Origin of the sequence: Edaphovirga cremea, from assembly GCF_003332275.1 — a bacterium.
Lineage (GTDB): Bacteria > Pseudomonadota > Gammaproteobacteria > Enterobacterales > Enterobacteriaceae > Edaphovirga > Edaphovirga cremea.
Map to the genome: position 1 here is coordinate 150932 of NZ_QOVA01000004.1, position 22145 is coordinate 173076.

The 22145-nt window shown below is 52.4% G+C and carries 13 protein-coding genes; 4 read left to right on the top strand and 9 right to left on the bottom strand.

The genetic code is table 11. The features are described from left to right. Positions 1-690 precede the first annotated feature (690 nt). Genes DRI82_RS07745 through DRI82_RS07775 form a run of 7 tightly spaced genes read right to left on the bottom strand, consistent with a single transcriptional unit; the run spans position 691 to position 12260 of the window. Positions 691-1701 (bottom strand): family 8 glycosyl hydrolase, encoded by a 1011-nt coding sequence (locus DRI82_RS07745; protein WP_211317642.1) that lies wholly within the window; start codon positions 1699-1701, stop codon positions 691-693. Positions 1702-1712: 11 nt separating this feature from the next. After that, complete coding sequence (gene bcsD, locus DRI82_RS07750; protein WP_114192930.1) at positions 1713-2192, bottom strand: cellulose biosynthesis protein BcsD; 480 nt, start codon at positions 2190-2192, stop codon at positions 1713-1715. A gap of 2 nt (positions 2193-2194) precedes the next feature. Then, the gene (locus DRI82_RS07755; RefSeq protein ID WP_114192931.1) at positions 2195-6184 is read right to left on the bottom strand and encodes a cellulose biosynthesis protein BcsC; all 3990 of its coding nucleotides are present in this window, start codon (positions 6182-6184) and stop codon (positions 2195-2197) included. Positions 6185-6223: 39 nt separating this feature from the next. Next, the gene (bcsB, locus tag DRI82_RS07760; RefSeq protein ID WP_114192932.1) at positions 6224-8788 is read right to left on the bottom strand and encodes a cellulose biosynthesis cyclic di-GMP-binding regulatory protein BcsB; all 2565 of its coding nucleotides are present in this window, start codon (positions 8786-8788) and stop codon (positions 6224-6226) included. Continuing rightward, complete coding sequence (gene bcsA, locus DRI82_RS07765) at positions 8785-10884, bottom strand: UDP-forming cellulose synthase catalytic subunit (RefSeq protein WP_114192933.1); 2100 nt, start codon at positions 10882-10884, stop codon at positions 8785-8787. Before bcsA ends, bcsB begins: the two co-directional genes overlap by 4 nt. Positions 10885-10902: 18 nt before the next feature. Continuing rightward, on the bottom strand, positions 10903-11706 hold the full coding sequence (gene bcsQ, locus DRI82_RS07770) for a cellulose biosynthesis protein BcsQ (protein ID WP_114192934.1): 804 nt from the start codon (positions 11704-11706) through the stop codon (positions 10903-10905). Continuing rightward, positions 11697-12260, bottom strand: coding sequence for a cellulose biosynthesis protein BcsO (locus DRI82_RS07775; protein WP_114192935.1), 564 nt, complete (start codon positions 12258-12260; stop codon positions 11697-11699). The genes bcsQ and DRI82_RS07775 overlap by 10 nt, the downstream gene beginning before the upstream one ends. Before the next feature lie 650 nt (positions 12261-12910). On the opposite strand from DRI82_RS07775, the gene hmsP reads away from it, so the two are divergent. From hmsP to DRI82_RS07790, 3 genes are all read left to right on the top strand, one after another. Then, positions 12911-14932: a biofilm formation regulator HmsP gene (gene hmsP / locus DRI82_RS07780; RefSeq protein WP_114192936.1), complete on the top strand. Its 2022-nt coding sequence runs from the start codon at positions 12911-12913 to the stop codon at positions 14930-14932. A gap of 301 nt (positions 14933-15233) precedes the next feature. Further along, positions 15234-16526 carry a dicarboxylate/amino acid:cation symporter gene (locus DRI82_RS07785; protein ID WP_114192937.1) on the top strand — a complete coding sequence of 431 codons (1293 nt, stop codon included), beginning with the start codon at positions 15234-15236 and terminating at the stop codon, positions 16524-16526. Positions 16527-16809: 283 nt separating this feature from the next. Continuing rightward, complete coding sequence (locus tag DRI82_RS07790) at positions 16810-18306, top strand: M16 family metallopeptidase (protein WP_114192938.1); 1497 nt, start codon at positions 16810-16812, stop codon at positions 18304-18306. Between the two features lie 108 nt (positions 18307-18414). Here the strand turns inward: DRI82_RS07790 and kdgK are convergent, their stop codons facing one another. Both kdgK and DRI82_RS07800 read right to left on the bottom strand, forming a co-directional pair. Continuing rightward, positions 18415-19350 carry a 2-dehydro-3-deoxygluconokinase gene (gene kdgK, locus DRI82_RS07795; RefSeq protein ID WP_114192939.1) on the bottom strand — a complete coding sequence of 312 codons (936 nt, stop codon included), beginning with the start codon at positions 19348-19350 and terminating at the stop codon, positions 18415-18417. Between the two features lie 174 nt (positions 19351-19524). After that, positions 19525-19731: a 2-hydroxymuconate tautomerase family protein gene (locus DRI82_RS07800; RefSeq protein WP_114192940.1), complete on the bottom strand. Its 207-nt coding sequence runs from the start codon at positions 19729-19731 to the stop codon at positions 19525-19527. Between the two features lie 278 nt (positions 19732-20009). On the opposite strand from DRI82_RS07800, the gene DRI82_RS07805 reads away from it, so the two are divergent. Beyond that, positions 20010-22118: an AsmA family protein gene (locus tag DRI82_RS07805; protein WP_114192941.1), complete on the top strand. Its 2109-nt coding sequence runs from the start codon at positions 20010-20012 to the stop codon at positions 22116-22118. Positions 22119-22145 lie beyond the last annotated feature (27 nt).

Below are 22145 nucleotides of genomic sequence, written 5' to 3' on the forward strand. Positions count from 1 at the left end.
TATCATGGGTTATCCTTTCTTATTTTGATAATGCGATTAAGTTAGAGATAATTTCATCGTTAGATGAGTTTTTTCAATAACGTCTCAATCTCTTATTAATGGTTCTTAATGTGTTGCGTCAACTTTATCAGCATAAATTTAGATTTGATGGAGTAAAATTACGTAAAAGCATGTCATTAGTCCAATTTTGGCGTTCGTCAAAAGTATTCAATAGATTGAATTGATGATACTTTTAGATGTCTACGCTTGGTTTGGTAATTGTTGTTATTTGGATGTTATAATTTTTACAGTTGTCTGACTTTTTGAGCGTTAGCGTTAGCAATGGTAGGGTGGTTTAAAATAATACCCTTAAATTCGGCGTGGTAGCATGAGGGAGAAATTATATATGGATGAAATAAAAAATTTACTACATTATTTTATTAAAGATCTCTTATGGGCTATCCTTCCAATATTTTTTACATTCATTTTTGCTTGTATTGCTGGGATGTATTTTACTGAAATATGGGGAAGGTTGACTTTGGGCTTTATGGTTTTTGTTTTTATTATTCTTGGGTATAGAAAGCATTAGGATTTATCCTTAAGAAGGATATTCTCGTGGAGTATTAAAGAGCTAAAAGAGATGATCGGAACGACTGAATTTCTAAAGGGAGGCTCTAAAGCCGGAAACATTATTTCCGGCTTTAGACAGTACTATCGCTGCATCGACCACCAGGTAAGCAGGTGCAGGCAAGACGAGTAATAATCTTCGTTGGGTTGCAGTGTACCGCTGACATTGAACAAATTACCTAACGTCAGGTCGCGGATGGCCAGCATACCTGGAGAGAGCGGATACTCCGCCTTTGAGCCACTCAGTACGTCAATCCATGCCGGGGTATTTTCCCGTGGGAAGCCTTGCCAGAAGGTGATAAAAGGAGCCAGTGCCGGGCTGTTGGGCTGCGCCCAGCGCACATAGAGCGGGATACGCACGGCATCAAAGCCAAAACGCGGCGGCCAGCGATCGGCGGGAACCATTGAACCGTCTGCTCGCATTGTCACCCAATCAGTGGGGAGCCGCGTGGTACCAAATTTCATTTTTCCCAGCAAATCGAGGCCATCATCATTCAGGGTTTTCCAGACTTTCAATCGGCTATGCTTATAGAACGCCTGCCAGGCGGGAAAGATGAAGTAGGAAGGATTCAGGACGATGGAGCTGGTTTGATTAAAACCGCTCACACCCGGCAACATCACGGTGTGACCCGAAAAATCGATCACCGTGTGCTTAAGCAATGCCGCCTGAAGCTTCTCCGACGCCTTGGTATAATGTGAGTCTGACCACTTATCACCAGCCAGCAGCAGCGCCCAGGCCATCAGCACATCGCCATCCGAGGCATTATTCTTATCGGCCACTTTCACTTTGGCACCGGGATCGTAACGCCAGGAGTAGAGACCGATATCCGGACGGTAAAGTGTATTATTGGCCCAGCCCCACATCTGATCGAAGGTAGTTTTATCGTTGTTGAACACCGCCAGCAACATACTGAACCCTTGCCCTTCGGTGTGGCTGATGTTGCGATTGCCAGTATCAATGATTCTGCCATCGGGCATGAGAAAGCGATTTTTAAACGTGTCCCAGCTGTTATTCTGTGCCAGTGCAGCAGCAGAGAGCAGACTGAAAGCCAGACTCAGGCACACAAAAAAGCGGCGCACAGCCTTAATGGTCATAAAGATTTTCCTTACAGACCGTTTTTATAACGGAATACGAGTGACCCTTCACGGTCATGGTTTTGCCAGCGCAAAGGAACGTGGTTCTTGCCGCCTTGCGCCTGCAACCATTCGCTGTAGGCGCCTTCCAGTACCGTAGCCAACGCATAACGCCAGTGGGTATCGTCATTGTGCGGCGAGGCTGCCGGCCATGCGCAGTGGACCAGCGTCAACTCCTGCTCAGTGGGTTCGATTTTTACAAAACCCCAGTCGAACTCTGTCAGTAAATCATTCAGTGCATCTTCCAGCTCGCCGACAGTGCGTGCCGGTGGCAACGGATGCTGTTTTGCCAGATTGCTGCCCATCATATTGAGAAATTGACGGCCATCCTCATCATCTGCGGTAGACAAAATGCCGGAGAATAAAATCTGCAGCAGATCCTGCCAACCCGGTCGGGACTGGCGCTGACGGTAATAATCGAGCTGTTGTGACGCGTAATTAGTGTCTTGCATGGTTATTTCCCATCTAGCAGATATCTGAAGTAGACCCCAGCGGTACTTTCAGAGTAGTCGCCGAACGTATCGTATCCCACCCGGCCACCGACCAGCATATTGCGGTTGATCTTGTAGGTGCCCTGAGCGCCAAAATTATAGCCGATACCGCTTTCCGATTTGGCCGAGTAATAAGAATCGGTGGCGAAACCATTTTTAACCAAATCTTCCAGTTGAGACTGTAGGCTGCTGTTGCCTGGGAAGTAAGGCGTCTCATCCTGGGTATAGGATTGATAACCGGCTGCTGCGCTGAGTTTGAGATCCCAATCGTCATATTTCTGTGTATATTCAACCGGTAATGACACGCTGACATAATTCTGCGGACTGAAATAGCCACCCTGGCCGTAGCTGAAATAGCTCAGGTTTTTGGAGAAATCCATGTATGTGACGTTGATACCGGTTTTCAGCTCGCGGTCGTCATAGCGGAATGGGCGGACATACACCCCGCTCGATGAATTCAAGCCCTTGTTGCTGGCGACGTTATCACCCAGATAACTGTAATAACCCACGCCCGTGTAGAAACCGGCATCACCATTATCATAGGCGAGATTGATGCTGCCGCCATTTTTGGTCACGGCACCCCATTTGTTGCCGCTGTATTTATCCGTGGTACCGACATACGACAGCAGGCTGTCCGTGATTGGGCGACGCTCGCCCGTCAACGTCAACGTGGTGTAGCTGCCTATCTGCGGCGACCATTGCACCCCGCCGACCAGCGAACTCAGATCCTGACCCAGCGGTGTGGTGCCGATATCAGCTTTATAGTGATCCCCTGCCAATCCCAAATTGACCTCAACGCCGGTCGCATTCTGCGAGCCTGACGAGTCGGCGGTGTAGTCATCTTTGTTGGTGCCGATGATCGTACTGGCACTTTGGCAATCGGCATTGTTGGCGTTGGCGCTTGAACCACACTCGCCCGCCGTGTATTGGCGCAAGGCTTCGGATTGCAATTTCGCCAGCGTCATGGACTTCGCATTGGCAAAATCAGTGGCGCTGATGGCACCGGAGTTGAGCAGGTCAGTTAATGCCGTATTGACCGTATTTTGCACTGCCGCGGCCTGCTGCAATGCACCCTGACCAAAGCGGGTATTGCCGGAGTTTGAACTCGACCCCGCACTCAGCGAAACCGGTGTCACGGACAGATTCAGCCGTGAGGTCTCAAAAGGTACGGTGGAGAAGGTCAGTGGTGCTTTGGCTTCGGTTAACTGGCTCAGGCCGCTTTCGCCATCCCGACCACGAACCGACAAATCGCCCTGTACCCAGGTGGCGGTTTTACCCTGCAACTCGTCGAGCATTGCATCGACCTGTTTCAGGGTGGCCGCCTGCTGACTGACCGGTGCGGCAACGCGGCCACCGGAGAGGGCGCTTGAAGAGGCCAGCGTGGAGTCATTCTGCTGCCATGGCATCACGGCGCCGTAGACCGACTGTGTGGCAGGGCGGCGCGCAGCGGTAGTCTGGTTGATGAACGGGTTGTCGCTCAGTTGCAGACCGGCGATGGTTGGCGTGCCGACGCCATCGGTGCCATCAAGGCCAATCAGGCGACCTTTGGCGGAACGGAGCAATGCCAGTGCTTGATCGTGGTCGCCTTCTGCTTCGGCGACACGCGCCGCCAGCAAGAGTCGCTGCGGTGTTCTTGGCCCGGTAAACCCGCCCATCAGTTGGCGGGCACGGGCGACATCGCCCTGCGCCAGCGCGATATTGACTGCCCCTTCACGGGCATCTTGCGTTGGTGTGTCACGGGTCATCAGATAATCGTAGACTTTACCGGCTTCGGCATTCATTTTTCCGGATTGATAAAGCCGCGCCATCGCCAGCATCAAATCGCGGTTTTGCGGATCGCTTTGCAGCGCCACAATCAATTTATCGTAGGCCGCCGCGTACTGGCCCTGATTGCGTAACTGATCGGCTTCATTGATGACTGAACCGGTACGCAATTGGCTGATTTGTACCGCTGAACTGCTGGCCTGAATGGCAGGATTACGCAACCAGGCATCGGCTTCGCTGGCTAATCCGGCCTGATTCAGCACGCTGAGTTGTGCCGCGTAGTCACCCGCATTGCCTTTGACGCCCTGCTGCATATTTTGGCGAACCAATCTGACCGCGGTTGGCGTATCCCCGACGGTTTGCAGATCTTTTGCCAGATTACCCACATCTGCCGGACTGTCTGGGGGGTTTTGTGCCAACGCTTGCAGGGTGTTGGCGGCCGCAGCGCTATCACCACGCTGAATGTAGTTTTCTGCGACGGCCATCTGCTGGTTGAAATTGGCGCGCGTCGCAAGTGCGCGCATCTCGCTGGTCTGACTGCCCGCCGGAATGCGGGATAACAGTTCGCGGGTGGTGCCCCAATTCTTGCTTTCGGAGGCAAACAGCGCCGCCGCGTAGAGATCCCCGGCAGATGCACCGCGTTGGGTGGCTGGAGCCATTAATGCTTGTGCCTGTGCACTGTTGCCCTGTTTTTCCAGAATACGGGCCATATCCAGCCGCGCCCAGACGTTGGTCGGCTGCTTGTCTATGGCCTGCTGTAGCAGATTGATGGCCCGCTGTGGATCGTTGTTCTGCATCGCCAGTGCGGCTTCGCGCCGCAGCGGATCGACATTGACGCCCGCCGGTTGGGCGCGTGGCCGCAAATTGGCTGGAATGGTCGCCAGAACCTGCTCTGCATCCTGATTTTTATTCTGCTGGCGCAACACGTAGTACAAACCGGTTTTGGCGTCATTGTTCTGGCCATCCTGATTCACTACGCTGCGGTAGAGTTGCTCGGAGCCAGCCAGATCCCCTTTTCGGCGCAGCACATCGGCGCGGAATAAATTGACTGCCACCGCTTTATCGCCACCAGCTTGTGCCAGCGGCGCACTCAAGGCCAGCGCGCTATCCAGATTACCGCCGGTGGCTGCACTTTTGGCTTTCGCCAATTCGGCATAAAAGTTGGCTTCCTGCGCCTGTGTACGCCATTGGGCACTGTTCGGTCCGCCCAGGGCCGCCGCACGATTGAGATAATCTTGTGCTGCGACAAAATCACCGCCGCGTTCGGCGATATACCCCAGACCGGCCAGGGCATCGGCGTCCTGCGGATTGGTCGCCAGCACCGATTCAAATTTGTTGCGGGCATCGGCGATATCCCCGCTATTCAGCGCGGCAAAACCCTGCCCTTTAGCCGCGCCGCCAACGTTTTTCTGGAAATAGGTCATCACAGCGGCGTCATTAGGGTGGCTCTGTTGATAAGCCTGATACAGCGGCGCATCGGTCGGTTGCGGATTGAGCCAAAGCAGAGCCTGTCGCAGCGAACGATCTGCCTCGGTATTCTTATCCGCCATGGTGCCAAGCAGGCTGATGCCGTCCCGCCGGGAGTTGTCCTGATAGGTCAACACTTTACCCAGCGCCAACCGGGAGGCATTGTCATTCGGACGTTCCGCGACACGCTGCTGCAAACCCTGTATGGCTTGCGGCAGGGACGCTTTATCACCGGCCATGGTGAGATAATATTCTACTGCCAGACTGTCCGGTGGCTCGGTGCCATTGAACAGCGCCTGATAACTCTGCAAGGCGCGTGCGGTATTCCCCTGGCTCGCCAACTGGCGTGCGCCCGCTAACTGCCCCGGAGGAATCGCCTGAATCATTTTGGCACTTTCCAGATCCTGCAGGCGCGGATCCTGCGGTGAAGCTTCACTCAGTTTCTGTCGCCATTGCGCCGCTTCTGCCTTGTCGCCACCTTGCATGGAGTAAAGTGACATCAGATAGAGCGCTTCCGGGTTGTTGGCGTCCACCATCAGGATTTTCTGCAATGCATCTTTCGCCAGTTCGTCATGGGCCTTGTCGTGCCAATACGCCGCTTGATCGAACAGGGCCTTCAGGGCCGGATTGCTGTCGGCCGCCAGCGCCAGGCCGGGCAATGTTCCCAGACCCGCGATGCAGAGGGCATTAAGTACCGCTGTTCTCAATGTTATTTTTTCCATAATGGACTCCGGTAACTCGCGATGTTGCAGCCCGTGGCGCTATTCTTTTTCATTTTTTTTGGCTTGGCGAGAGGGTAAGCGTTTCGCTGCATGGCGAGCCAGCAGTGTGTAAATGCTCAAACCAATCAACGCGGAAAACAGCAAACTCAACAGCGACAGCAAAACGATGTGCTGGCTGGCGTACCAGACAAACATCATGTACCACGGCAATTGCCCGGTTGGAAACTGACTGCCCACGCGGAAACTGCGGATACCATTTTCATCGGTCACGATAGCCAGATCGCCGCGGATACCGGCATTAATGCTTGATGACTTCAGGTCGGCGTGGATTTTCTGCAACTCTTTCCCGTTGGTGGCGGTCGCGACAACAACAACCCTTTTGCTGCCCCATTGGGAAGGAAAGCTCAGGAATCCGCGCCAGGCTTCGGTTGACGACAGGTAGCGATCGGCATCCACCGGTGAGCGGAACCAGTCACCGATCAGCCAGGATTTGGCTTTCTCGATTTGGCTCGGCGCAGTAACACCCAACACTTTGTTATTCAAGGTGAAAGGTGAGCCTTGCAGCAACTGCTGGCTGAGTTTCTGGTCATCCAGCGTGGTCACCGCCAGAACATCACTGTCATTGAACAGCGGATTGCCTGCTTCATTGCCCTGCAAACCAAACACCACTTTTACGTGGCTGACCGGCACGCCAGTGGCATTCCCCGAACGCGCCACCAGGCCGAGCATGGTGCTGAGTTCACTCACATCAGGTTTCTCTGGCAGTAACAGCAGCGTCTGCGAGAAGTCCGCGAGTTTGGAGAAGGGGAACGAAGCACCGACGTAATACGACAGGTTCGGCAGCAGCGAGAAATGGTGTGTATGGCTCAGATCGATATAGGAGTTGGGATCGATACGGCTTTTGATGTTGTTGCTGGTCAGCAGATTGCAGGGCGCGTCCGCTTTGGGCTTGATATCAAAATAGAACTCAAGCTGGTTATCACCGTAGATCAGGTAAGGAGCCAGTTGCAGACGGTAACTTTCCTGACGAGAGTCGCCACCGAGTTTGCGCCAGGCGTTTTCAAACAGCCCGTTTTTATTCACCGTCAGATCACGCAGGAACGTGCCGTTAATTGACACGTTCATTTGCGAACGGTCTTCATCGATCCAGTTTTCAGTCGGGAACCGGTAGCCGATCTGTACCGGAATGGTATCGCCATCCCACATAAACAGATCCGGTGCTGCACGGAACGCCACGCGAATACCGTCGTGATAGATACCGTTGGCGGTCAGTTTTTCGTTGTCATGGACCAGAGAGCCGAGAGTGACCGGTTTATCGGTATCGATCCAGCGCGGGGCATCATAGGGTGCGCGCATAGGGATCTGTTGCAGCGGTACGCTGAGCGCGTTGGTTTTCTCGGGTAAGGGTGAACTGATGAGGCGATACGCTGCCTGACGCAGTTGATTTTCATCGTTGCCCAGTACCAGCAACAGTTTGTAAATCGGGTTAGCCGGGTTGTCTATAACTTGTACCGATGCGCCCTCGCTGGCTGGCAGAACCAAAGTACCGATGCGATCGCCGGGTCGGCCAAACACAATGCCATTCTGTTCCGGCAAATCCCCGAGGCTGACCGGGAAGTCCACATTACGGTAATCAGACAACATACCCAGATAGGACGCGACCATGGCGGCAGCGCTAACGTCCTGCGGTTTCAGTGCGCTGGTGAAAGCCATAGCGACTTTGGTTTCCTGCATCTGCATCGGATCAAAGAACGGACGCGGGAAATGCCCCAGATCGCGACCAATGTTCAGGCGCTGGCCATCCATTTGCACATGGGTGGCAGGCATAATGGTCACCCAATATTTATCGGACTGATCCTTCTGGCACTCCATGGTATTGCTGTCTTGCACCCTGAAACTGAGGTTATTGCTCGACACGACCATCGCTGCCGGAATATCCAGCTCGTACTCGTTCTTATCGCTACTGCCACTGCCGGTCAGCGGCAATGTTCCCAGCGGCTGACCGTTCAGCATCAGTTCGAGACTGGTGTCGCGGGCAACCAGCGCCGGAGAAACCTTGAGAACCAGCGAAAGGTTGGCGTCAGTAATGACCTGATCATTGGGTAGGGTGAAGACAATGCCGGACTGCAATTGCCCGCCGCTCAGCGTCAGACCGTTTGGCTGGCCCATATCACTCACGGTGATTTTGTTACTGACAGAATGAACCAGCGTCGTATTATCCACCGCTGGCTGCTCAGGCGTGGCCGTAGGGGCATAAATGGTCATCGGGGAAGGCGCAGTGATTGGCATGGCTGATTGCGCCGCAACCGGGGCAGCGCTGCCTTCTGCCGGAGGAAGGTAACTTGGGTGCGGTATGCTTTGTGCGTCATTCGCAACCGCAGGATTCTGCACTGGCACCGGTGTAGGGGCTGTCGTGTTGGCCGGGACCGATCCCGGTCTTGGCAAGGATTGCAGATCGAGACCTTGCGGCGGCGCGAGGGGATCGTCAGTTACCTGCTCTGCGGAAGAACTCACGGGCATGACGCCCAGTGCCAGCAGCAATCCACACGCCATATTCCGGCCTGCACTGCGCATTATGGTTTTCAGGGCTGGGAGTCGTTTCATACGGCTTCACCCTTGGCTTCTTTGATCGGCGCTTTCTTCTTGCTGCCCCGCTCTTTCCAGGTGTTATAAAACAGCTCAAACACGCAGCGGACAATACTGCCCAGCGAGTGCAGGATACGATCCTGAGGATAAGGCTCAGAAATCCAGGCATCAGCACGCGCCAACACGACCCGCACCAATTCGCGGCGTTTGGACAGTGGCATAGGCTGAAACTCCAGACGAATTATCTTCTCATTAGCATCGATCAGGCTTACCGGGAAACAGACCGCGCCGGATTGCAGCAGCAGTTCGACCTCTTCAATCACGTCAGTCTGGTAGCGATCGTCAGGCGTAACCAATTTGACGCCGCCCATCGACATATCAATGGTGCGGGTGCGCACGGAAATCCCGCTGGCGTAATGGATGATGGCCGGGATTTCAACGTCGATACGAATCGTTTTGCGTACCTGACGGGTCTCTTTCGCCACAGCGATGGCGGCCAGCAGAATCAGTACGCTGAAACTCCCCCAGGCGATATTGAGCGCGATAACGCGGGGATCCACGGCAAAGTAGTCGTGCATGATGGCGCGGACAATGCCGGCAATAATCCCAATCATCATCAACACCACGACGATGACGTGGGGTTTCACGATGTGGAAATCGAAGAATCCCACGTCCAACAAACCGCCCTTGTCGGTAACGTTGAACTTACCGTGCCTGGGTGAAATCATGGTCAGTATTGTTGGGATAACCAGATGGAAGGCCATCACGGTTTCATAAATCTCACCCCAGAATGAGTAGCGGAAGCGGCCATTCATACGGGAGTTGATATAAATCGACATCGCCAGATGGGGCAGGGCGTAGGCGAAAATCAGATTGGCGGATGAGGCAATGATGTTTTGGTTGAACAGCAGATAGGCCATCGGCGCGGTCAGGAAGACTACGCGCGGCAGGCCAAACTGGAAGTGCAGCATGGCATTGAGGTAGCACAAACGCTGTTGCCACTTGAGCCCGCGTCCTAACAAAGGGTTATCGACGCGGAAAATCTGTGTCATGCCTCTTGCCCAGCGGGTACGTTGCACGACGTGCAAACCCAGACGCTCGGTTGCCAGACCCGCAGCCAGTGGCAGGGAAAGAAACGCGGATCCCCACCCCAGACGCTGCATTTTCAGCGCGGTGTGGGCATCTTCCGTCACGGTTTCCACCGCAAATCCACCGATCTCTTCCAGTGCGCTGCGACGGATTACCGCACAGGAACCGCAGAAGAAGGTCGCATTCCAGTTGTCATTGCCTTGCTGAACCGGGCCATAAAAGAGCGCACCTTCGTTTGGAATGGTCCGGGCGGCTGACAGATTGCGTTCAAAGGGATCGGGCGAATAGAAGTAGTGTGGCGTCTGAATCAGCGCCAGTTTTTCATCTTTCAAAAAGCTGCCGACCGTGGCCTGCAAAAAGGCGCGGGTTGCCACATGATCACAATCGAAAATGGTGATGAATTCGCCTTTGGTCAGCTTCATGGCGTGATTGAGGTTACCGGCTTTCGCATGGCGGTTGTCGTTACGGGTGATATACCCGACCCCGGCATCGGCGGCAAACACGGCAAATTCATCGCGTTTCCCGTCATCGAGGACATAAATCTTCACTTTGTTCTTTGGATAATCGATACATTGCGCGGCCAAAACGGTATCGCGTACAACATCGAGACTTTCGTTATACGTTGGCACATAAATATCGACCGTAGGCCAGAGCGACATATCCTCTGGTAATGGCTCAATGGTGCGCTTTAATGGCCAGGTAGTTTGCAAATAACCCAGCAGCAGAATAACCCAGACATAAACTTCGGCAGCAAACAGACCGATGCCTAATATGGCTTCTATAACCGAATTAAAATGCAGTGTTTCCGTCGCACGCCAATAGATATAGCGGGTCGACATCAACGCGGACATCACGACCATGATCACGCTGATTTTGCGGCTTTTATTGATGCCCAGCAGCAATAGCAAACCGATACTCATCAGGCCAAAAATATACTGTTTCTGGCTGTCCATGGGCGTAACGATAATCAGTGCTGCGACGGGCAGCAGCAATATAACGAGTAAAGAAAAAAGAAATTTATTCATCGTGTACCGGGATCACTATCAATAAGTATCAGATTTGAGTGAGGTATGGAATTCCCCGTCACCGACTTTTATCCCTAGAATTGCTGCGACCTTTTTACTGATTAGCTCAATATCAAACGCGGCTGCCGATACTGGGCTGAAATCAATAATTGAGCGTTGCGAGGCATTCGCTTCTGGTACGCATTCATCCCTGTGAATCGTGCCTAATAACTTTTCATTCAGGCGTTGTTCAAAAAACTGGGTGACGTCACGGTTTAATGTCCGGCGCATATCAATTTGATTAACCACGTAATACTCACCTTTCTTATTATTAAGAGGCGAACCAATGAATTTATGGTTTTCCATCTGTGGCAATAATGACAGTGAAGCCGTATCGGCCAGCATCACGATGACGTGCAGATCAGCGATGGTTTGTACCGCTTTAAGTGCCGGGCTAGGGCCAGGAGGGAAATCGGCAATGACAATTAAACCCGGATAATTCAGGACAGTATTTAATCCGCGTTGCAGAAAATTGGGATCGGATGTCAATTCGTGTTCAAACTGCAGGCGTTGTGACTCGTCCACCTCGCCATAAGGCAAGACGAAGGTGTTTGAACCGGCTTTGAGAATGAATTGGCTCCAGTCAGAGGCACCGGCGGCTTCAGAAACGAAGCCACGGCCATCAGAAATGGGCACCCCAAAATGCAGGCGCAGGGCATTCTGCACGTCAAAATCTATCACCAGCACTTTATTGCCGCTGCGTGCCAACGCATAGGCCAGATTAGCGGCGACAGTCGTTTTGCCCACGCCCCCCTTTGGTGAACAAATGCAAACTAACGGCATGAGGCAATCATCTCTAGCAAGGGTTGCAATGGAATATCCCGCAGTGGATCGGCCGTCGTCCCGGCGCTTTGCGGTACTTTCTGTTTAAACATGTTCTTGTAGCGCGACATTAACTTACCTTGATCAACAGCTTGCCCAGCCACTTGATGCTCTGGCTGAGGTGCGGGGGGAGTCTGGATCTGATTAACGGCAGTCGGGGCTTGGGCCGGACGCGCTGCGCTTACCGCCTGAAAGAGGGGGGAAGCGTTGACGACTGCGGCTTTCGCGGCCGGTTGTTCAGACAACGGCGGCGGGGTCTGGGGAGGCAAAGCGCCCGCTACAGCGTTCATAAATGAAGATACATCAAATTCTTTACTGGAAATGGGCGAAGGTGTCGGCTGCGTTGTCCGACCATTGTCGAAAGCCTGAGGTGCTTCGTCACGCGCTGAAACTTGTTTTATTATCGCCCAGCCCTGCATTGAGCTACTGTCTTCGTTTTCGGCGATCTCTTTATAATCAATGCGTTCCATCTTTGCTTTTTCTTTAAATCGTTTAATATCGTCATAATTATTCATTGAACCCGCCTATACGATATATTGGTCACTCTGCGGTTTTATCCGATTTTTACCAGTTTGCGTGGTATGAAAACATTCATTGTAGACAAATGTTGCTGGCGATGATTAAGAAAATTTTTGTATGGATTTATCTTAATATATCAACAGTCCCCTACATTAATATAGCTGTTCAAGAAATAGGAATTGGCCGGAATCTGCAATATTCTTATATAAACCAGAGAAAAGAGATTATTGCGGATGTTTATGTTTAATTTTTGTTCTTGAAAGCTACAAAACAGCGTTAAATGCTAAAAACCAGATCATTTACATTGCAAAAATGTTCAATAAATCTTATGTGTTATTTGCGAAGAGTGATAGTCAGCATTGATATTATGTCAAAGGCAGGTAACCGCGGCGATGACTGGGTAGGATTAAGACTAAAGTGTTTGTTTTATGAAAGGAAACTCCCAGGGGTGACGTCTCTTGGGCCAGTATTTGGTTATACTTGCCAGGTTACGGCTGCGTTTTCGATGCTACTCTGGCAAAGTAGTTTACTTAATTGATGCCAGCTCTTGGGCCGGTAATCGTTTTTCACAGGTCGACAGTGCAGACAGAGGCAATATGTTGCCTTTCCCAAGACCTGATTTTGGCTGTTTTCTCGGAGAGGTAGGGTGCGAGTCAGGCGATCGTTAACCATTAAGCAGATGGCAGCCGTGTCCAGTGTGACATTGGTAATGCTCTGTATTTTTACCATTATTCAACTGTTTCACTTTGTGCAACAGCGACGGGAGGATTACGCCCAGCAATTGGAGAATATTGCCCATTCGGTTCGTAAGCCGTTGGCAGAAGCGGTATTGAATGTTGATATTCCAGAAAGCAAACGGCTTCTCAATAGCTTATTGTCGGTGGGTATTCTGGCTCGCGCTGACGTGGTGCTGCCGAATGAACTGAAAGCGCTGCATGCTGACTTTCCGCCAGAACGGCCTGTGCCAGCGACAATCGCACGGGTGTTCAATTTGCCGGTGAAGATCTCTGTTCCGCTCTATGCGCTGGAGCGTGTTTCCACCAATCCCCATCCGCTGGCGTATTTGGTGCTGCAGGCTGACTCTTACCGAATCTACAAATTCATTTTGAGCTTACTCTCCACCATGCTGGCGACCTATCTTCTGTTGGCGTTGATTCTGACGGTCTCCATCAGTTGGTGCATGAATCGCCTGCTGGTACATCCACTGCGTGATATTGCCCGTGAGCTGGAATCGCTGCGTCCAACTGATGTGCTGGGTCATCACCTTTCCCTTTCGCCGCTGCATAGCGATGACGAACTGGGCATGCTGGTCCGCAATTACAATCGTAACCAGCTCAGCGTTGAAAAGACTTACGGTGATTTGAGTCGATTGAGTACCCGCCATCCGATCAGCGGCTTACCCAATGAAAATCTGTTTATGGAGTTGCTGACGCAATACATCCGTTTCAGCCTACGGCCATCACGCTTCAACGTTTTGCTGATTGGAATCGAGACGCTGCGTGAGGTCTCCGGGATCCTCACCGAAATACAGCGTAATGAACTGCTGCGTACGCTGGTGGAGAAAATCCGCCGTGGATTGCCCGACAACTGCGAACTGTCACAGCTGAGTGACAGCGAGTTTGTGTTGTTGGCGCGCGGCGTTGAACGCCCTTTCCAGGCAATGCGCATGGCGCGTGAAGTGATGGAACGGATTAACGCGCCGCTGAAACAGGACAAACTCTCGCTGCGCCCGACGGCAAGTATCGGTATTTCGCACTATTCTGGCGGTGCCAATGTCAGTGCGCATGATTTGATGCTCAATGCCCGTTCCGCCATGGTGTCGGCGCATCATCTCGGGAAAAATCAAATCCTGTTTTTTGAGCCGGAACTGACCAGGAAAATCCAGAAGCGATTGAGTCAGGAGAGTGAAATCCTGCAAGCCATTGAACATGATGACTTTACGCTCTTCCTTCAGCCGCAGATAAATCTGGCGACCAACGAGATAGTCGGTGCGGAAGCGCTGCTGCGGCGTAAAATGATCAATGGTCGTTATAGCCTTGAGGCGGATTTCATTCCCTTCGTGGAAGACATTGGCATCATCGTGCCGTTGGGCTATTGGGTTTTGGAACAAGGGTGTCGGATTCTGGCGGACTGGCAGAAGCAGGGCATTGATATCCCGCTGTCCATCAATCTCTCGGGCGTGCAGATTCAGCACCGCCATTTCCTGCCGGAATTGAAAACGCTGATCAGCCGCTATCAGATTAAGCCGGGTACATTGATTCTGGAAATCACCGAGACTGCGCGCATCTCCGATCTCGACCGGGCGCTCAAATTGCTCACCGAGCTGCGTCTGGCGGGGGTTTCAGTGGCGTTGGACGATTTCGGCATGGGGTATTCGAGCCTGGATTATCTCAACCGCTTACGCCGTTTACCCATCGACATCATCAAGATCGATCGCAGTTTTATCAGCAGCTTGCCGCAGGACGACGTCATGGTGCGCATTGTCAGTTCGATGGCCGGGGCGATGAATATCCGGGTGATTGCCGAAGGCGTGGAAAAACCCGAGCAACGTGACTGGCTGCAACAGCACAATATTTTGCTGGCACAGGGATTTCTGTTTGCCCGGCCTCTGCCGCGCCATGAATTTGAGAAGCGCCTCGGACTTCAAAGTGACAACAATCCCGAGTAAAAAACATCACTAAAATACCCTGATACAGGTCGTTGCCCGATCGCCAATCGGTCGGGTTTCTTTTGCCCGCATTCCCTTCACTCTTCCCGGTCTTTACCGGTTTTTTGTCGCCCATGAACGCTGGATTTATGCTCTTTTTATCCAAGCTTAACTCGGTTCAGCTCTTATTTTTGAATGAAGCCATGTTGCAAACAAATACAAGTTATTTCCTCTCTGTTAGTGAGGTGTTACTTTCCGTTCGTCGCTAACAGTACCAACCTCTCTCTGTGGGTGCGATATAATATTTCAAAGGATGTTAAAAATGAAAATATCGATATTTAAAAGCCTCTACTTTCAGGTGCTGACCGCGATTACGCTAGGTATCCTCTTGGGGCACTTTTATCCTGACCTCGGTGCCCAGATGAAACCCCTGGGTGATGGCTTCGTTAAGCTGATTAAAATGATTATTGCCCCTGTCATCTTCTGTACCGTGGTGACAGGTATTGCGGGTATGGAAAGCATGAAGGCGGTAGGGCGGACGGGTGCAATTGCCCTGCTGTACTTTGAAATCGTCAGTACCATCGCCTTGATTATCGGTTTGCTGGTAGTGAATATTTTCCAACCGGGTGCAGGGATGAACGTCGATCCTGCCGCGCTGGACGCCAAAGCCGTCGCGATGTATGCGGAACAGGCCCAGCAGCAGGGATTGGTGCCATTCTTGCTGGATATCATTCCCAGCAGCGTAATTGGTGCGTTTGCCAGCGGTAATATTCTCCAGGTTTTGCTGTTTGCCGTGATGTTCGGGTTTGCCTTGCACCGTCTGGGTGAAAAAGGGCAGGTGATTTTCAATGTGATCGACAGTTTCTCGCGGGTCATTTTCGGCATCATCAATATGATCATGCGTCTTGCCCCACTGGGTGCCTTCGGTGCCATGGCGTTTACCATCGGTAAATATGGCGTCGGAACGCTGGTACAGCTGGGACAGTTGATTCTGTGCTTCTACCTGACCTGTTTCTTGTTCGTCATCTTTATTCTGGGGTCGATTGCGAGAGCCAACGGTTTCAGCATTTTCAAATTTATCCGTTATATCAAAGAAGAGTTACTGATCGTTCTTGGTACCTCCTCTTCTGAGTCCGTGCTCCCACGTATGCTGGATAAAATGGAGAAGCTGGGTTGTAAGAAATCGGTCGTCGGTCTGGTTATTCCTACTGGCTACTCTTTCAATCTGGACGGTACCTCGATTTACCTGACGATGGCTGCGGTGTTTATCGCCCAGGCAACCAACACGCACATGGATATCTGGCATCAGATTACCCTGTTAGTCGTGCTGCTCCTGTCATCGAAAGGGGCGGCGGGTGTGACCGGCAGTGGTTTCATCGTGCTGGCAGCGACCATTTCGGCGGTAGGACACCTTCCGGTCGCTGGTCTGGCGCTGATTCTGGGTATCGACCGCTTTATGTCAGAAGCCCGTGCGCTGACCAACCTGGTAGGTAACGGTGTCGCTACCGTTGTTGTCGCGAAGTGGGTAGACCAACTGGACGAGCAACAGCTTCAGGACACGTTATCGAACAAGAAAACGCCACCATCTGACAAAACGCCCATCTCGTTATCGTAGTCAGTCCGTAAAAAAGACGTAAATCATAGTCTTGGCCACCGTTTACTTGATGTAAACGGTGGCTTATCCGCATAATACCCACCCGGCTTTTGCCTCCCTGATACCTGCCCGAATATTTTTACTCCGAAGGGGTGACATCGGCACAGGCATGCGGTCTAACACGATGTTACACTCGGCGTTCCCGCATTTTTTTGAAATCGCAAAGGTTTGGGCTACGTTCCGTAAGCAGGGAACGAATTGAATAGCATAGAAAATATTGGATTGTTATTAAGTAGGGGTTCACATGCAGGGCACCAGAATTCGTCTGTTAGTTGGTGGGTTACTGCTGGCGGCCGCCAGTAGCAACGTGCAGGCTGAAGCACTACAACCCGATCCTGCCTGGCAGCAGGGTAAGTTGGACAATGGTTTTACCTGGCAGTTACTTGCCACTCCCCAGCGGCCCAGTGACCGCATAGAATTACGTCTGATGGTCCGTGGCGGATCGTTGATTGAGGGCGCACAACAGGTGGGCTATTCCCATTTGTTACCCCATCTGGCGCTCACCCGCAGCGAGAGTTTCAGCGCCGCGCAACTCCAGTCGCTCTGGCAGCAAAGTATTGATAATGAAAAACCGCTGCCTCCGGCCGTCAGCTCTTATGATTACACCCTGTATAACCTTAGCCTGCCGAATAACCGCCCGGATTTGCTGAAAGAAGCACTGAACTGGCTGGCAGATACTTCAGGCAAAATGGTGATAGATTCGAGCAGCGTGCAGGCTGCGGTCAATGCGCAGCAAGATCCTATCGGGACTTTTCCACCCAATACCCAGGATCCGTGGTGGCGCTACCGACTGAAAGGGTCGCCGCTGTTAGGTCATGATCCCGGCCAAAAACCTACCCGCCCGGTGAATATTGAAGAACTGAAGAAGTTCTACCAGCAGTCGTATACGCCGGATGCCATGACGCTTTATATCGTCGGTAACGTCGACAGCCGCAGTATGAGTGAGCAGATTGGTAAATTGTTCTCGACGCTGAAGGGTAAGCAGGAAGTTCCGCCGCAGATGCCGACGCTCTCTACGCTGCCTGCGCAGGCAGTGACGTTGATCGACGAGAGTTTGACGCAGGATCGGCTGTCGCTGATCTGGGACACGCCGTGGCACCCAATCCGGGATTCTCAGGCGCTGACCCGTTACTGGCGCAGCGATCTGGCGCGTGAAGCGCTGTTCTGGCATTTACAGCAGTCGCTTAATGGAACCAAAGATCCGAAGCTGAATCTTAATCTGGGCTTTGACTGCCGGGTGCAATATCAGCGGGCGCAGTGTGCTATCCGTATGGATACACCCAACGAAAATCTGCTGCCGGGTATGACCGTTCTGGCGAAAGAGTTGGCGAATGTGCGTGACAATGGACTGACGCAGAAAGAGTTCGATGCGTTGATCACCCTTAAAAACGATCAGTTGAGCAAACTCTTTGCCACCTATGCCCACACGGATACCGGCTTATTGATTAGCCAACGTCTGCGTTCACAGCAGAATGGCGTCGTGGACATCGCGCCGGAGCAGTATCAGAAGGTTCGTCAGGAGTTTCTCTCGACTCTGACGCTGCCGATGCTGAACCAGGAACTGAAACAGCAGCTTTCACAGGAAGCAACGCTGGTTCTGCTACAGCCGAAAGGTGAGGTGGAAGTGAGTGTCAAAGCGTTGCAGGAAGCTTACGATGCCGTCATGATGCCAGCACCGGCGGTTATCCCGTCTGCGGATGAAGTGAAGCCTGATAACGCGGCGGGAACCAACGCACCATAGCTAGCAAGCGAACAATAGAAAAAACGCCCCCCAGTCAGGTTTGGCTGGAGGGCGTTTTTGTCTGTCTGACTTACATGATTGTCTGACTTACATGAATGTAGGTCGGACTTATGCCTTCGGCATCGCTTCTTTCGGAATGATGGCACCGCGATACTGAATGACGGTGCTGGCGGTCAGGTGCCCGCGTTTTACCGCATCGACAGCACTGCCACCAGTCAGGCGGACAGCCAGATAGCCGGCGCTGAAGGAGTCACCGGCTGCCGTGGTATCAATTACTTTCTCTTTCGGCAATTTCACCGCAGCGACTTCGTGCTGCTCACCCTGAGCATCGGAGACGATGCAGGAATCAGCGCCACGCTTGATCACGATTTCGCTCACGCCCAGTGCGCGGGTACGGCTGATCACGTCTTCAACCGGTTTTTCTCCCCACAGCATGTCTTCGTCGTCGAGAGTCAGGAAGGCGATATCAGTGCAGGCCAGAATATCGAGATAGGCCTGTTGGCTCTCTTCTTTGCTCTGCCACAAACGTGGACGGTAGTTGTTATCAAAAATAACTTTGCCGCCGTTGGCACGGCATTCGCGCAACAACGTCAACAGACGCTGACGGCTTTCTGCATTCAGAATGGCGATGCTGATGCCGCTGAGGTACAGGTAGTCAAATTTTGCCAGACGCTGGCAGATGTCAGCAGAGTCCGGGCTGTCCAGCCAAAAACGCGCTGCGGCATCGTTGCGCCAGTAGTAGAACGTACGCTCACCACCTGGATCGGTCTCAATGAAATACAGGCCGGGCAATTTATTGTCCAGACGCTGGATCAGCGCGGTATCCACCCCCTCTTTCTCCCAGGCATCCAGCATTTCCTGACTGAACGTGTCGTTACCCAGCGCGGTAACGTAATGCACCTTAAGCGCATCCGCAGGAACCTGACGTGCGATGTACACGGAGGTATTGAGAGTATCGCCGCCAAAGCCACGGCTGAGATCCGTACCTTTCTGCGACAGTTCGATCATACATTCACCGATAACGGCAATATTTTGGCTGGTCATGGAAGCTGGCCTGTGTCAGTAAAGTGAGTAAACAATACGGCGAGAATAGCCTTAGTTTCTTAGGAACGATCTGGCGAGTCAATACTAATAAAACGTTGTTTCAATTTTTATGACGAAGATCGTTTTTACTTGCTGTAATGACGCCAATGAGGCGGGCAGAAACCCGCCGCGAGTTTACTTTTTGGCTGCCGCACGCAGATCAGTCACGCTTTGACCGCCGATACCCCAGTTATCCGTATCGACCTCATCAATGGTGACGACCGTGGTCGCGGGATTTTTGCCAAGCGTATCGACCAGCAGTTGCGTCACGCCAGCAATCAGTGCCTTCTTCTGTTCAGCGGTAGCCCCTTCACGGGTAATTTTAATATTTACGTATGGCATGGCATCTCCAAATGAATATCAATCGAGTGGCTGCGGTATCTATGAATGTCGGAATTCACTGTAAGCCGTCAACCCTGTTCCTGCCAGTTTTGTTTACCTGTTTGGGTACGGAAATGGCAACAGGATCACCCTGAAGCACCAGAGAAACCGCTCTCGCCTGAGCGTTATTTTGCCGCGATCAATGCACATAGCGATCCTTCGACTGAAACAGGCGTAATAGTGCAGATTCAGCTAAGGTTAATCAGATAAATTCACTTTTTATCTGACGGGAATAGCTCATGACACGCACAGGAAAAACCGTAAGTTGGATTGTGGGTGTTCTGGTGGTCGTGTTTGCAGTACTGATTATTTTTATCATCACTTTCGACTGGAACCGCCTGAAACCCACCATTAACCAGAAAGTTTCCACAGAACTTAACCGTCCCTTCGCCATCCGCGGCGATCTGGGTGTGGACTGGTCGCGCAAACGTGAAGAAGGCGGTTGGCGCGCATGGGTGCCGTGGCCGCATATCCATGCTGAAGACATCGTGTTGGGCAATCCTGAAAATATTCCTGCGACCAAAGATCTTGGCGATAACATGGTCACGCTGCAACGCATCGATGCCAGCATTGCGCCCCTGGCGTTGCTTGGCAAAGAGGTAAGAATTCCCCGAATTTGGCTGAAACAGCCCAATGCTTCACTGCAACGGCTGGCAAACGGGGACAATAACTGGACCTTCAATCTTGCGAACAGCGAGCAGAAAGATCCGCAGCAACCCCCGTCCGACTGGTCAGTGAATATCAATGACATCGTGTTCGATCGCGGCCAGATTGACTATAAAGATGCTCCGTTGAAAGCCGACTTCCGTGCGGTGATCGATCCGCTGGGTAAACCGTTGCCTTTCAGTGAGGTGACCGGCGAAAAAACTAAAAAAACCGTCGCAGACAAGGAGCGCAAAGAAAGTCAGGATGTGGAGAAAATTAACACCAAAGACGTGCCGGATTATGTTTTTGGCTGGAAAGTTGACGGCAAATACCACGGCGAAGCGCTTGCTGGCAGCGGTAAAGTCGGTGGCATGCTCTCCCTGAAAGATGCCGCTATCCCTTTCCCCTTACAGGCCGATGTGCGTTCCGGCGACACGCGGGTGGTGGTCGCGGGGACATTGCTTGACCCAATGAATTTCGGCAGCCTGGATTTGCAGCTTAAATTATCCGGCCAGACCCTGTCTGATCTCTATGGCCTGACGGGCGTATTGTTGCCGCAGACGCCACCATACTCCACAGACGGCCATCTGACGGCAAAACTGCATGAGAAGGGTGGCGCGTATTACCACTATCAAAATTTCAATGGCAAAATCGGTGACAGCGATATTCATGGTTCGCTGACTTACCGCGCCAGTAAACCCCGTCCCAAACTTATCGGCGAAGTGGTATCCAAACAGCTGCGTTTTGCCGATCTGGCTCCGCTGATTGGTGCCGACTCGAATAAAGACAAGGCGAAACGGGGCGAAACGGCCCGTCAGCCTGCGGATCGCGTTTTACCGGTTGAGAAGTTTGATACCAAAAACTGGGACGTCATGGATGCCGACGTAAAATACTCGGCCAAGCGTATCGAACATGGCAAATCACTGCCGCTGAGCGATCTGAGTACCCATCTGGTGCTGGATAACGGCGAGTTGCTGCTCGATCCGCTACGCTTTGGCGTTGCGGGAGGGAATCTCAATTCGACGGTTCGTCTGGAAGGCAATAAGTCGCCAATGCATGGGCGGGTGGATATGCATGCGCGAAACTTCCAGCTAAAAGAGCTGCTGCCCAACGTGGAATCGATGCGCAAGAGCCTCGGCCAACTTAATGGTGATGCGAAACTGACCGGAACCGGGAACTCGATTGCGGCGCTGCTGGGTACCAGTAACGGCGAGATGCGGCTGTTGATTAACGACGGTGTGATCAGCCGCAGCCTGATGGAAATCCTCGGTCTCAACGTCGGTAACTATCTGGTCGCGCAACTGTTTGGCGATGATGAGGTCGCCATTAACTGTGCGGCGGCGGACGTCAGTATCAAGAATGGGGTGGGGAGTCCGCGGCTATTCGTGTTTGACACCGAAAACGCCATTATCAATATCAGCGGCACCACCAACTTCGCCAACGAACGCCTCGATTTGTCGATCAATCCAGAGAGCAAAGGGATGCGCATCCTGACGTTGCGTTCACCACTTTACGTCAAAGGTACTTTTAAAAATCCGGATGCCGGGGTAAAAGCCGGGCCGTTGATTGCCCGAGGCGCAGCGGCCGTTGCGCTGGGGGCGGTGGTGGCACCGGCGGCGGCGTTGCTGGCGCTGATTTCACCGAGCAAAGGTGAAGAGAATCAGTGCGGACCCCTATTGCAAAAAATGAAGCAAGCCAAGTAAAACCAACGGGATCCCTGATACAGGGAT

Bases quoted from the DNA above. Each gene is read 5' to 3' on its own strand.
- DRI82_RS07745 (WP_211317642.1), bottom strand. From the start codon at position 1,701: ATGACCATTAAGGCTGTGCGCCGCTTTTTTGTGTGCCTGAGTCTGGCT.
- bcsB (WP_114192932.1), bottom strand. From the start codon at position 8,788: ATGAAACGACTCCCAGCCCTGAAAACCATAATGCGCAGTGCAGGCCGG.
- DRI82_RS07775 (WP_114192935.1), bottom strand. From the start codon at position 12,260: ATGAATAATTATGACGATATTAAACGATTTAAAGAAAAAGCAAAGATG.
- DRI82_RS07790 (WP_114192938.1), top strand. From the start codon at position 16,810: ATGCAGGGCACCAGAATTCGTCTGTTAGTTGGTGGGTTACTGCTGGCG.
- DRI82_RS07785 (WP_114192937.1), top strand. From the start codon at position 15,234: ATGAAAATATCGATATTTAAAAGCCTCTACTTTCAGGTGCTGACCGCG.
- bcsA (WP_114192933.1), bottom strand. From the start codon at position 10,884: ATGAATAAATTTCTTTTTTCTTTACTCGTTATATTGCTGCTGCCCGTC.
- bcsQ (WP_114192934.1), bottom strand. From the start codon at position 11,706: ATGCCGTTAGTTTGCATTTGTTCACCAAAGGGGGGCGTGGGCAAAACG.
- bcsD (WP_114192930.1), bottom strand. From the start codon at position 2,192: ATGCAAGACACTAATTACGCGTCACAACAGCTCGATTATTACCGTCAG.
- DRI82_RS07800 (WP_114192940.1), bottom strand. From the start codon at position 19,731: ATGCCATACGTAAATATTAAAATTACCCGTGAAGGGGCTACCGCTGAA.
- kdgK (WP_114192939.1), bottom strand. From the start codon at position 19,350: ATGACCAGCCAAAATATTGCCGTTATCGGTGAATGTATGATCGAACTG.
- DRI82_RS07805 (WP_114192941.1), top strand. From the start codon at position 20,010: ATGACACGCACAGGAAAAACCGTAAGTTGGATTGTGGGTGTTCTGGTG.
- DRI82_RS07755 (WP_114192931.1), bottom strand. From the start codon at position 6,184: ATGGAAAAAATAACATTGAGAACAGCGGTACTTAATGCCCTCTGCATC.